The organism is Edwardsiella anguillarum ET080813 (assembly GCF_000264765.2).
Taxonomy (GTDB): domain Bacteria; phylum Pseudomonadota; class Gammaproteobacteria; order Enterobacterales; family Enterobacteriaceae; genus Edwardsiella; species Edwardsiella anguillarum.
This window is the reverse complement of the sequence record NZ_CP006664.1, coordinates 1,612,133-1,624,460: the sequence shown is the minus strand read 5'-3', so window position 1 is coordinate 1,624,460 and position 12,328 is coordinate 1,612,133. Positions and strand designations below refer to the sequence as shown.

Genomic DNA, 12,328 nt, shown 5'->3' with positions numbered 1-12,328 from the left:
CCGACTATCGTAATCACGCAGCGTCTGTAGGAAGCTGAGCTTCTGGCTTCCACGGGAAGCACAGGTGACTCTTACGATAATACTATGGCCGAAAGTATCAACGGTCTGTACAAAGCGGAGGTGACACACCGACAGAGCTGGAAAAACTGGCAGGAAGTGGGGCTGGCCACACTGACGTGGGGGGACGGATACAATAATCGTCGGTTGCTGGAGCGAATCGGTTATCCTCCCCCCTCTGTAGAAGCAGAAAAAGCGTATTACGCTTCTATCGGGGGCAGCCTGAGTTCCCGGACTTAACTCTCTCCCATACAACCGGTACGGTGCATTGCATCATCAGACGACAACCCTGACGTAACCCGATACGATAGGCCGCCAGCAGCCAGGCGACGGCCTCGCGCTTTTGCACCGGCCTTAGAACTTTTTTGATAGCTTTCTGCAGCATCTCTTTGACCAGACTTACATCTGCCATCCGACGTTTTAAGCGTTGATTTTCTTCCTCGCGCTGGCGCAAACGATGCAACCTTTTTTTCAATTGTAAAAAATAGTCCCCAATACTTCCATTTTTCTGCAGAATTCCTCCACTCGAGTATCGGATTTCGGCTTGTTTCAGAGCAAAAGCAACTTGTTTCTCGGTATTATAATGTGCCTTTTTTATGTCAGATAATTTTTTTTCAGGAGAAAAACGAGCAATCTACTTTACATTGGTGCTGAACAAAGGGGAGAGATCTGGGAAGAGGTCACTGCTATGACGTTTTGCATTATCGAATGTCCGTCAGAGCTTATATGTTGAAGGTCATCGTACAGAAGCATTAATGGAGATACAAACCGCTTAAATGGTATTGATAGTTATTATCAATGAATATTGTCGAGATGTGTAATATTTAATTTCCTGATATTACATATATCTACTAGGTGTAAGTTTTTATATCTATTTAAATGCGTGAGAATGGCAATTAAGTCGTGGTGTCTATACCATCATCTATTATAAGACTATTCTATGATTCTTAGATTAGTCTTGTTTATGATTTGGCGATTTGTACTGAACATTATAAAAAAAAGTTTCACAATGCTTTCTTATCGTTTTCGATGTGTATGAAAAGTGATTATCTATTAACTTTTATCACACACCATAGGTTTTCCTGCAAAAATGCATCATAAAACAAAAAAGATGATATTTTTCATTGTGTTATAATGTTCTATTTTTGTATATTTGATATGTACTTATGTAACACTTTTATTGTTTATTTGTTCTATTTCATGGCGTTACCCGTAACTCTTAATTATCATACTTATAATTATTTTTTTACTTCGTTTTATGAAATATAAGAAAGGTGAATAAATCAATCGATCAAATTTATTTATCGACTCGATAAGCAGTTGTTGTTTTATTAAATTTACGGTAAAGAATATTCTTTAAAAATTACGGAGTAGGCATGATGTGAGGTCATTGATTATAGGTGGTGGAGGCATGCGATATAGTTGTATCAATGCTTTTTAAAACGCGAATAAATTAAGATGCCAGTTGAATAGTTTCAAATTAAACTATTGCTTATAGAGTATTTATAGGTCAGGTAGATATGAATCAAATTGAACATAATATGATCAATAATAAGGTCGCTATGCACAGTGGTAATACTATTGCAAATGTGTTATCGCCGTCTGACAATGGAAAGTATCACTCAGAGTTGGAGTGTTGGATACCAGTATCTCTAATACAATATTGTAGATTTCCTCTATATTTAATTGTTGCTTTGTGGGGGCAGCAGCAGCAACGCTGGATTGATAGGAATGATATTAGTAACGCCTTTAAAATATCAGCCAGAAGGGCCTCTAGTGTATTGTTTTATTTAAGGAATAATAGGTTGATATCCACAAGGACAAAGGAACATGTATACCGCAATGGATATGTTCGTCGGATAGATTACTTTATAGATTCAGTTGATCTACAAAGTTTTTTCCCTCGGCCAGCTGCGGAGAGGATGAATGAAGCGAAGAAAAAGAAAAAGAAATTACCTTTGCATCGTATCAACTATAGCTTAGTTAATAAATTGACTTGGCAGGATGTTTTTACTTTGCGGAAGAGTATTAGGGAGGACATATGAAAAAAAAAAGATGCTTGTTTGTTCACCTCAATGGCCTATTTTACAGACGTTAGATATTTTTTGTAGAGATCTATACTATAAATGTAGTGGTGAGTCGTTAGATATAATATCAACGCAGTGTGAGAGTGACGTCATTAATATGTTAAGGGCTAACAACCCTAGTCTATTCATTTGGGATGGTGAGTTACATGCTAACATTTCATTGTTGATTGAAGTTCGCCGTAGTTACCCAAATATGCCAATATTAGTCATTCAGCCATATTTTTTATTTTCAGATAAAGTTATCGCAAAGTTTATGGGGCAAGTGGGTTTACTTGACTATATAGGAGTTATGTCAGATAGTTTTCATGATGTGTTTTTAATGCTGCGTCATAATGTATTTTTTTTGAATTCATCATCATCACTCCAATTTTTTTTGGGAGTGCCTAATATTAATGAGTTTTTAACTCTTACAGAAGATGCGATTATATCTTCATTGAATCACTATCTGATTAATGAAATGTATACGATGGGGATGCCAGCAAAAGTTATAGACGTTGTAATGAAGTGGTTAGTTCATGGTGTTCCGATACGAAAATGTGCCAAGCGAATAGGCTTAAGTGAAAAAACGATTTATCATTATAGGCAGATAATTATCCGTTCGCTAGGTATCCACAATGTACCAAGAAACTTTCGCAGAAGTTTGTTAATCCGCAGTAATCGGATGTCAACGGCATTCTCCTGCTCAATTTAGTTATAAGCAGCAAGAGGTCCCGATAATATACTCTAACTCTAGAATTAATGTTAATTTAAATCATATGAGCGATTATATGAGTATTTTCTATTTTATTTATTGCTATTCCTTGCATGACAATAAACATCCAGATTGAATCTCTACGTACGATGGTGATAGATTATTTTGTAATGGTTTATTCAGCGGCCAGCTCAAACTTGTGATATTTATAATGTTCATGGGTTTGTGGTGGTGTATTACGGATAATATTAATTGGCTATAGAGATTTGCAAATCAGATAAATCTCTGATGTGGTACTCTTCCAGTATAAGTAATTGCGTTAATTCAATATCTCATGATGATGAAGGATCTATATAATTAAGGTTATGGATATGAAAAAATATGTATTGGTAGTATCGGTATTGACTTTGAACATTCTGTCTACTGCTGCGATGGCTGAGATTACTCCTGGACAATTGGCCTTTAACTAGCAGGGTGTTGTTCCTACAGGTAGCATAGTTGGAAACGGGTGGGCTTCGTTGATAAACTGGATATGCCCTACAGTGTGGCTCCCGAGCAATTAAACGTTATGCTGGATAGCTTAACAAAAGATATTAGCATTTCGGGGTTGAAGCCTTATGATTTTTTTATCGTTCCAGTTAGCGGCACGGTAACACTTGGTAGTGCGGTGACCCGCGGTACTACGATTAACGCGGTTAAGGCCTATCTCGGTTCTACGTCGATCTCCGGTGGGTTCGTGGGGAATAAACAACTGGCGTTAAGCACCGCCCCTACCGTCATCGCCGAGCAGGCCGCCATACCCCTGAATGGCAAGGTATTGGCTATCACTACTGACCTGATGATAAAGCGCGTATTCAACCTATCGCTCCGGGCTTTACAAGACTTCGTTGATTCAATTTTTAGATTAATGGACCTGCCGCTACACTGTCCTGGCGACTCTTTGGTCAGCAAACGGGCAAAGCACATCAACATCAGCATAAAAACGCCAACCCGCGGTGAAATATCGCATCTGGTCGTCGACTGTTCCGGCCTGAAAGTCTTCGGCGACGGCGAATGGAAAGTCTGACAGCATGGGGAGGACAGGCGAAGGGGGGGAAACTTCATCTGGCTGCAGACAGTGCGATGCATGAGATTATCTGTGCCGATTTATCGCTCAGTGCTACAACAGGTGCGCAGGCACTTCCGGGGCAGATAAACCAGACTTACCATAAAATCAGGAAGGCGTCGGCTGCTGGCGCTTACGATACGCGCTACTGAATGTCTTGCTGAGGAAAAAATCGGCCGCTCATCCCGCCCCGCGAAGCGGTGCACAACACTGGCCTGGAGCGTAACCATGTCGTGGCGAACCAGCACTTGAGCGGTAGCAATGATGTTTGGAACAAGAAAGTGAGTTATCACCGTCGATCAATAGCAGAAACAGCCAATAGCAGAAACAGCGATGTTCCGTATCAAAATCTTGTTGGGCAGTTATCTGAGCCTGCGGGGCTATGGCGCGCAGGTGGGTGAGTCAAAGTGCTAAACCGGATGACATTGCTGGGCCGCACAGCGTGCGTATCGCATAAGCGGTGTGCTCGCGGGAGCCATCCTGTCGGCAATCTCCGATTTATTCAACCGCGTCCCGTATCGCGTTTATGGCAGAATAAAGTAAGGCTGCACTCGGCTACCATCAGCATAGGATACTAAGTAGAGTGAATATTCTCTGTCTTGCGGCAAAAGGTAGCGTGGATGGCGCGTATATTTTGCATTTTCTTGGTCATGTATCAGAGCGGCTGGCGGGTACAATCCAGAAGAAGCTTACGGCGTTTAGCGTATTGGATACCATTCCCAGCGTGCGCAGCCTCAAGATTTTAAATCCCAAGATCTGGGGCTATAAGGGCACGATTTATAAACTGCGAATTGACTGTGGCGCCGAGTCGGCGCGACTCCTGTTTATGCTGGATGCCCATAACGATCTGGTGGTGTTGCATGCGTTCCTGAAGAAAACCCGGAGGACGCCGAAAAAAGAGGCGGAAACGGCGATACGCCACTTTGACGCGGTGTGTGCAAATGCGGAGTTGATGCCTTTATTTCCGTCAGCGTTGGAAAGTCGGCGCTAACGTTTTTCGCTATGGAGCGGAGGCGTCTGTGTCTCTTGACGGCTCTATTGGACAGACTCGCCGGTTTTAGCGCGTGTCTCCCTTTGGCTCCGCGGCGAGAAAAGCGATATATTCCCAGGCGCTAGCACGCTACCCTCTCTGGCAGTGGCATGATAAACCGGCGCGGCGGCAGTCCGTAGAGTGGAGGCAAGTAGATGAGTCATGATCTCTTTGAGCCAGAGATGGAGATAACGCTGGATGATAATAGCGCTATTTACTCGTTTTTTAAGAAGTTTTCTAGGGTGGCTGTGGAGATTAGGGACAATATTTACCGTGAGCTGCCGCAGATTATCCAGCGACGTCCTCATAAGATTAAGGCCGCCTGGGGATTGAAGCATCAAGGGATTACCATCCTGGAGTATAAGGTGGCGCTGAAACCGCAGAGTTTCCGTGCGGCGTACGTTCAGCAGGGAGAGGCGGTTCGGGTGATCTTTATCTCGGATATTCTGATTAAGCGTGATTTTGTTAAGGCGCTGGCCGCGACGTCGCTGGTCAATTGATCGTGCGTCGGATTGGCATCGTGTATCCGGTGCCGGGCTAAGTATATCGCGCGGCGGCGGTGAAGATATAAATAGTAGTTATATTGCCAACGCAATATTTAACACCGCTCTCTAATATGACGCTGCACACGCCGGGCCGGAATTAGCTGTCTGCTTCAGCGCACCGTCTGTCACCTATTGTTATATCACCTCGGCTATTATCTTTATTTGCGGGAAGAGAGGGCGGCATATTTATATGTTATGTCATAAACATTTACTGCATTAAATTTTATAGGTGGGGTGATGGATAATCCTATTGGCGTGACGCTCTCCCTGCGGCAGCAGAATAAAAATATCCTCTGCCTCGCGGCGGCGCAGGCGCTGGCCGGGGCGAATTCGGTAGTGTTTTATGCGATCGGGGCGATTGTCGGCCAGCGGCTGGCGCCTCATGACACGCTGTCGACGCTGCCGATCACGCTGTTTGTGACCGGCATGGCGGCCTGTATCTTGCCCTTTGGCTATTTGGCTAAGCAACGTGGGCGCAAAGCGGCGTTTATGGTGGGCACGGCGCTGGGAACGCTGGCGGGTCTGACGGCTGCGCTGGCCGTATTCATCGCCTCTTTTGAATTGTTTTGCCTGGCGGCGCCGATGGGGGGAGCCTATGCTGCGGTGACCCTTTCGTTTCGTTTTGCCGCGGCCGATGGCGTTGGGCCGGAGCGGCGCGCGCTGGCGATGTCACTGGTGATGGCGGGAGGGGTGGCGGCGGGGGTTCTCGGGCCTAGTCTGATCGGTGGATCCCTCGCGCTGTGGCCTACGTATCCGCTGGTCGCCGCCTTTATCGCTCAGGCGTTGGCCGCCGCGACGGCAGCGCTGGTATTATACCGCGTGACGGTCCCTCCCGTCAGCGCGCCGGCGCCGGCGATGCGTCGATCGCTGCGCAGTATTGCCCGTCAGCCCGGGCTCATACGTACGGTATTTTGCGCTGCGGTCTCCTATACGGTAATGAATTTTCTGATGACGGCCGCGCCACTCTCTATGCATATGCACGGGCTTTCCCTGCACGCATCGACGCTCGGTATTCAGTGGCATGTGATCGCTATGTATACCCCTGGATTTATTACCGGCAGGCTGATCAACCGCTTTGGCGCGGAGTCTATTAGTACGGCAGGGCTGGCGATCACGCTGTTGGCTATCCTGATGGGATTTTCAGGTCAGGAGGTCATGCACTATTGGCTGTCGCTAATCCTGTTGGGGCTAGGCTGGAGCCTAGGATTTACCGGCGCCTCGGCCAATCTGCTCAACTATCATCGCCCGGAGGAGCGGATACGGGTGCAGTCGCTGAATGACTTTACTATTTTTAGCCTGATGATCGTTGGCTCTTTCTTATCCGGCGTGCTGTTGAATCGCGCCGGCTGGCATGCCGTACTGTGGGGATCGCTGATCCCAGTAAGTGCCGCTCTGTGGGTGATGCTGGCTGGAATGGCGCATCGCCGCCGCACCGGCTGAACTGACGGTGAGCTAGCGTCGTCGCAGCGAAACTGACGCCGTAGAAAGCCCATTGTGCGGATGTGGCTCGGTGTGTTTACCGTGCTGCGCGGCAGCTCTCGCACAGGACCGTGGGAGGCGCCGGTCATCGCTGACCCGCGGATATTACTCATCAAAATCGGTGTAGAAGGTGTCGTTGTAGGTACACAGGCCGCAGTCGGCCAGGTTGCCGGCGTTATGATTATGCACCGCCGGGGTATGTGCGCAGCCGCTTAATATCAGTGTGGCAATCAATAAGATGATATATTTCATGATGGACTCCGATTAACCCATTAGGTATTTCTAGCGTAAAATGCCCTGCTCATCATGAGCATTTAAATTCCCTATATTATTTACTGTCGATTATAGCGTGTGTTTTTTGTGCTGTCTCCCCTCTATTTTAACGTAACGTGCGGCACAAAATGTTAAGGCGATATGCAAAGATGGTGCAATAAAAATAAAAAGGTGTTCTGTGTTTTAGCACTCCATACTTTATTCATAAAGGCACCGCTTATAATGAAAAATGGAGAAATAAAGGAGAAAGAGTAAAATAATTTTGCTTTCATTTTGTTTTTATTATTTGTCGTTGGCCGGGCGTCCTACTTGCTTATTCGTAAAGTGAAAGTAAATGGGGTTCACTCGATTGGGGAGACCTTTTGCCAATGCTCGGAGCAGGGGCGGTGCTTATGACATCGCGGGGCGGTTATTTCGCGGCGTTCTCTCTCGTCTGGGCAACATCCCCGGCCGGCGGCATAGGCATACCCCCAGGACGCCACTGCCCGGCCGAAAACGATCGCCAGACTCTGTGGTATCTCACAAAAGCGCGGTGAATTAATTCTGTCTATTCTTATCTGGCAGTATGCTGCACTGAGGGGCCATAGCACCGGGTGCGTGACCGGCTGGCGCCGGTGAGCGTGGCTCGTGCGGGACATGACGTGCTTTGAGAGTGAGCCAGGAGGGGGTTACGATGTACAAGAATATTTTGGTACCTGTCGATATCGAAGAGGATGTACTGACGCAGAACGCATTGGAGCATGTGATTTATATGGCAAAGCTGACGGATGCCGAAGTGCATTTCCTGTATGTGCTGCCGGATGCCCAGGCGTTTGTCACCGCCTACTCATTTGGTATTAAAGAGTTTGAGAACAAGGCCGTCGCTAATGCAGAGGAGAAACTGCTGACGCTGATCGATAGTATCGATCTGCCGCGTGAGCGTATGTCATATACTATCCGCTTCGGGACGCCGCGCGATGAGGCGCTGCAGCAGGCAGAAGAGATGGGGGCCGATCTGATCGTGGTTGGCTCTCATCGCCCCAGCGTGAAGACCTATCTACTGGGCTCCAATGCGGCGGCGATTGTGCGCCATGCTAAGACCAATGTGCTGGTGATCCGCTGAGTGAGGCGTTACGTAGCGCCTAAGACACCGTGTCACCGTACGTGATACGGTGTCTGGCCTGTCGATCGCGAAGGTAAAGCGATGCGCCGGATGGCGCTAACGGCACCGGTGAAATAGCATGATCAGCTAAAAAAATAGCCATTGAGAGTAAATCTCATCGTTGATTAGCCATCTTCTCCATACAATACATTGATATATCTGATTTTTCACTGAACATGCGTTGAGACATGGCATTGCATTAGCCCTGTGCCTGAATGATAATAAAAGAAGTAACGCATAATATGATTTCGTCACGTCATTTTTTTTTCTGATATGACTTATCGATGAATAATATTATGCCATGCCATTTTCGCGCGGGAGCCGTGATCATCGTCCGAAGTGCGGCATCGCGATGACCATTGGCAGATGACGGACGTTTACCGTTGTTCCTGCGTAATAACGGATTATTGTCGGTATTTCTCTGACGATAATGTAGCAAAGACATCGTAGCACAATAATAGCAAAGTAATGATTGCGCGGGGTTATCTCCGCGCTTTTTTCATTTTTATATAAATAATCGTTCTTAAAAAATATGTTTTTTAGCGAAAAAAGTTCATTTTTCGATAGAAATGTCTCTATTTATATAATAGCGTAAAGATAATGATACATTGATATTGCGTGCGCCGTATTGAAATCACGGCATAATTCGGTATTTTGTTTTGGCATTGGATGTCAGATTTATACCTCTGTTTATGCCTTATTCAATCGTTAGGGTTTGGCTTTGATAAGGCATTTTTACATTTATGTAGGATGTTCTGCTATGAAACTTTGCTGTGATGAGTGTTGTGCGATAGTTTTAACAGAGAAAGATACAGACGTTAGATTTTGCGAGGGGGATGTCGTCAAGTTTGCTGCAAATAATCTGATGTTAGTTTCCATTGAAAATGATTCAATTGATTTTTCTACGCTTGACTCCTCTCTTATTCTCTATATTTCCCGCGATCTAATAAAAGACTATTTGCATTTTTTAAAGAAAGATCTCACTCACTATACGCCGGTATCGCGTGGATTTCCGCCCTATATGATAGAGCCTTGCCGTACGCCCCATGTATTCCGTGAGGCCGCCTACCACTCGGTGATGCGGGATGCCGATGAAATCGAGTTTGAGCGTAAGCGCTCGCTGACGTTTGCCGCTCTATCCATTTTTCTTAATAATAGAAGCTTTATTCCATTCTTAATGAGAATGGTTCGTAATAATATTAGCGCGAATGTATACAACATCATTCAGAGCGATATTCATAAGACATGGAGCTTGACGACGGTCGCTAGCTGCCTGTGTCTGAGCCCGAGTTCGTTGAAGAAGAAATTAAAAAATGAACAGACCAGCTACAGTAAAATCGTGACCGATTGCCGTATGCGCTATGCTGTGGAGCAGCTGTTGGTTTTTAATAAGAATATATCTCAGGTATCGACGCTGTGCGGCTATAGCAGTACCTCTTACTTTATTTCCGTATTCAAAGAGTATTATGGAGTGACGCCGCTGAACTATGTACACCGTTACCGGGATGGCGCCATGCTGTCATAGCTGTCCCTTTTAGTCCGATGTCGCCGACAAGGATGTCGTCCCTTTCTCCCGCTCATCCGCCGTCTCCTTTTCTGTCATCCTCCCCAGCCTATCTCGTCTCCGTGAGGTGCGGCGATCGCAGCATGATGACCTCAGTGGATCAGATTTTTATGGCTAAAGTGTTTTCGGGGGCTAAAAAGCCTGGATGCGATCGGGTATGGTAGCCATGCTCGGACGGCGCGCGCTCACGCGGGCTTGGCGTGTCGCCCGGTTTCTAGGGTGTGTTGGGGAGAAAAAGGGGTGATTGAGGTTGTTCTGGTCGATGAGTATGACGTCGTGCAGGGGCATATGGAAAAGCTGGCGGCGCACCGTCAGGGGTGTCTGCATCGCGCGCTGTCTGTCTATATCTTCAATGCGCGCGGCGAGCTGCTGCTGCAGCGCCGCGCCGCCGATAAGTACCATGCCGGCGGGCAGTGGAGTAATACCTGCTGCAGTCATCCGTTGCCGGGCGAATCTGTCGAGCGCGCGGCGGCGCGCCGGCTGCAGGAAGAGATGGGGATGCAGTGCGATCTGACTCCTGGGCTGACGTTGCGCTATCGGGTTGATGTCGGGCAGGGACTGACGGAGCATGAGTTAACCCACGTTTTTATCGGCCAGAGCGATCGGATGCCTCAGCTGAACCTGGCCGAGGCGGACGCCTTTGTGTTTCGTGAGCCGACGGCGATCCTACGGCATATGGCGCAGCAGCCAGACTACTATACGCCGTGGTTCCGGGCGTGCCTGACGCCGGTTTTGCAGCATGCCGCGGTGCATCTGCGCTGAGTCTTTGTGGGGGAGGGAGCGACGCTATTGATAGCGTGGTCGCCCTCCTTTCCCTTCTCTGGTGTCACCGTGGGGCGATAAACCGTCACTAATTGAGCGGAGCGGCCATCGTGAGCGTTAACATTATTGGCATCGATTCGGCTAAAGACGTTTTCCATGAACCATGGGGCTGACGCAATCGGACGTTGGCAGAATAACGGGATCAGGTTCGCATCATCCTGACAGTACAGACACTTTCGTGGCAAAACCGAGATCCGGAATCCTCGGCTGGCGCAGGTATCCCGACGCACTGATCGGCCATGGCGCCATCCTTCTCCGGCAGAACGGCGAAGCGATTCAGACATACGCATACGCGACCGCCCCGCGCCATTCCGAGCGTGCTACCCCACCCTCTTGATGGCTAAACAGATATTTCGGTCGATTCAATTTATTATGGATTCTATTCTCGTCCTGATGGGTATTCCGCGTTGTTACAGGAGCATCCGCTAGCGTCCGGTTATTCCCCGCCGATTAAAGAAAATGTGGAGTTATCTTTGCGTAGCCCGGGATGTGCGTATTTATCACCGTATTATTTGACAATATTATTTTTAGACTACGTCGGGCGACCTGTTTTCCAATATTTACGCGTGTAAGGGGCATCGGGTGGCATATTTTTCCACGGCGCTTGGTGGTAGGCTGACACCAGGGTGCCGGCTGCATCGGGCGCGCCTGTCTTAATGATGAATACTGGGCTGGAGGTTGTGTGGAGCAGAAAATCGGGTTTATTGGCTGCGGCAACATGGGCCGGGCCATTCTGGGGGGGCTGCTGGCCAGTCAGTTTGCGCGGCCGCAGGATATTCTGGTGTATAACCGAACCGCTGACAGCGTCAGGGCGATTGTCGATGAATATGGCGTCGGCGCGGCCGCCGGTGCGCCGGCGCTGGCCGCCGCGGTGGATATCGTGGTGCTGGGCGTCAAGCCCAGTGGGATGCGTACGTTGCTGGAGGAGATTAACGGGAGTTTGCGGGCCGAGACGATCGTCGTCTCTATTGCGGCCGGCGTGACGCTTGAGACTCTCCAGGAGGGTCTGCCTGCGCAGCAGAAGGTGATTCGGGTTATGCCCAACACGCCCTCGCTGGTCAATGCTGGCATGTCATCCATCACCCCGAACGGGCGAGTCAGCGCCGAAGAGTGCGCCCGGATCGTCGCCTTGTTCCGCAGCTTCGGGCGGGCGGAGGTCGTGCCGGAGTCGCTGATCCACGCCGTGGTCGGGGTGAGCGGATCGTCACCAGCCTATGTGTTCATGTTTATCGAGGCCATGGCCGATGCGGCGGTTCGCGCCGGGATGCCGCGGGCTCAGGCCTATCAGTTTGCGGCCCAGGCGGTGATGGGCGCTGCAAAGATGGTGCTGGAAACCGGTACGCATCCGGCGGAGCTGAAGGATATGGTGTGTTCGCCGGGCGGTACGACCATTGAGGCCGTGGCCGCGCTGGAGGAGAACGGCATGCGCGCGTCGGTGATCGAGGCCATCTCCCGCTGTATCGCGAAGTCGGAGGCGATGAGCCGCCGCTGAGCAGGGCGGTCTCCCCGGCGCGGCCGCGGCGGCGCCGATTCC

Annotated in this window: 10 protein-coding genes and 3 pseudogenes; 11 read left to right on the top strand and 2 right to left on the bottom strand. The window is 48.6% G+C overall.

Going from position 1 to position 12,328, the window contains the following annotated elements:
- Positions 1 to 30 precede the first annotated feature (30 nt).
- Positions 31 to 297 (top strand): annotated as a pseudogene (locus tag ETEE_RS20015) (integrase core domain-containing protein); the annotation flags it as partial.
- Positions 298 to 325: 28 nt separating this feature from the next.
- On the opposite strand, the pseudogene ETEE_RS20830 reads toward ETEE_RS20015, so the two are convergent.
- Positions 326 to 655: pseudogene (locus ETEE_RS20830) on the bottom strand (IS3 family transposase); the annotation flags it as partial.
- Between the two features lie 922 nt (positions 656 to 1,577).
- Here ETEE_RS20830 and ETEE_RS20010 point away from each other — a divergent pair.
- The 6 genes and pseudogenes from ETEE_RS20010 (at position 1,578) to ETEE_RS07260 (ending at position 6,955) form a co-directional block, all read left to right on the top strand.
- The gene (locus tag ETEE_RS20010) at positions 1,578 to 2,102 is read left to right on the top strand and encodes a CaiF/GrlA family transcriptional regulator (RefSeq protein ID WP_081854093.1); all 525 of its coding nucleotides are present in this window, start codon (positions 1,578 to 1,580) and stop codon (positions 2,100 to 2,102) included.
- 139 nt (positions 2,103 to 2,241) lie between these two features.
- Positions 2,242 to 2,835: a hypothetical protein gene (locus ETEE_RS21230; protein WP_144242805.1), complete on the top strand. Its 594-nt coding sequence runs from the start codon at positions 2,242 to 2,244 to the stop codon at positions 2,833 to 2,835.
- Between the two features lie 817 nt (positions 2,836 to 3,652).
- Positions 3,653 to 4,374: pseudogene (locus ETEE_RS20825) on the top strand (IS5 family transposase); the annotation flags it as partial.
- A gap of 149 nt (positions 4,375 to 4,523) precedes the next feature.
- On the top strand, positions 4,524 to 4,931 hold the full coding sequence (locus ETEE_RS07270) for a type II toxin-antitoxin system RelE/ParE family toxin (RefSeq protein WP_034164035.1): 408 nt from the start codon (positions 4,524 to 4,526) through the stop codon (positions 4,929 to 4,931).
- 194 nt (positions 4,932 to 5,125) lie between these two features.
- Entirely contained in the window at positions 5,126 to 5,470 is a 345-nt protein-coding gene (locus ETEE_RS07265; RefSeq protein ID WP_034164034.1) for a hypothetical protein, read from the top strand.
- A gap of 282 nt (positions 5,471 to 5,752) precedes the next feature.
- Complete coding sequence (locus tag ETEE_RS07260) at positions 5,753 to 6,955, top strand: MFS transporter (RefSeq protein ID WP_034164033.1); 1,203 nt, start codon at positions 5,753 to 5,755, stop codon at positions 6,953 to 6,955.
- 144 nt (positions 6,956 to 7,099) lie between these two features.
- On the opposite strand, the gene ETEE_RS21600 is transcribed toward ETEE_RS07260, so the two are convergent.
- Positions 7,100 to 7,246: a hypothetical protein gene (locus tag ETEE_RS21600; protein ID WP_167549807.1), complete on the bottom strand. Its 147-nt coding sequence runs from the start codon at positions 7,244 to 7,246 to the stop codon at positions 7,100 to 7,102.
- A gap of 694 nt (positions 7,247 to 7,940) precedes the next feature.
- Here ETEE_RS21600 and ETEE_RS07255 point away from each other — a divergent pair.
- From ETEE_RS07255 to proC, 4 genes are all read left to right on the top strand, one after another.
- Positions 7,941 to 8,369 carry a universal stress protein gene (locus ETEE_RS07255; protein ID WP_034164031.1) on the top strand — a complete coding sequence of 143 codons (429 nt, stop codon included), beginning with the start codon at positions 7,941 to 7,943 and terminating at the stop codon, positions 8,367 to 8,369.
- Positions 8,370 to 9,168: 799 nt separating this feature from the next.
- Positions 9,169 to 9,933: an AraC family transcriptional regulator gene (locus ETEE_RS07250; RefSeq protein ID WP_034164029.1), complete on the top strand. Its 765-nt coding sequence runs from the start codon at positions 9,169 to 9,171 to the stop codon at positions 9,931 to 9,933.
- A gap of 279 nt (positions 9,934 to 10,212) precedes the next feature.
- Positions 10,213 to 10,734, top strand: a complete 522-nt coding sequence (idi, locus tag ETEE_RS07245; protein ID WP_034164028.1) for an isopentenyl-diphosphate Delta-isomerase — start codon at positions 10,213 to 10,215, stop codon at positions 10,732 to 10,734.
- Positions 10,735 to 11,476: 742 nt separating this feature from the next.
- Positions 11,477 to 12,286: a pyrroline-5-carboxylate reductase gene (gene proC / locus ETEE_RS07240; protein ID WP_034164027.1), complete on the top strand. Its 810-nt coding sequence runs from the start codon at positions 11,477 to 11,479 to the stop codon at positions 12,284 to 12,286.
- The last annotated feature ends 42 nt before the right edge of the window (positions 12,287 to 12,328 follow it).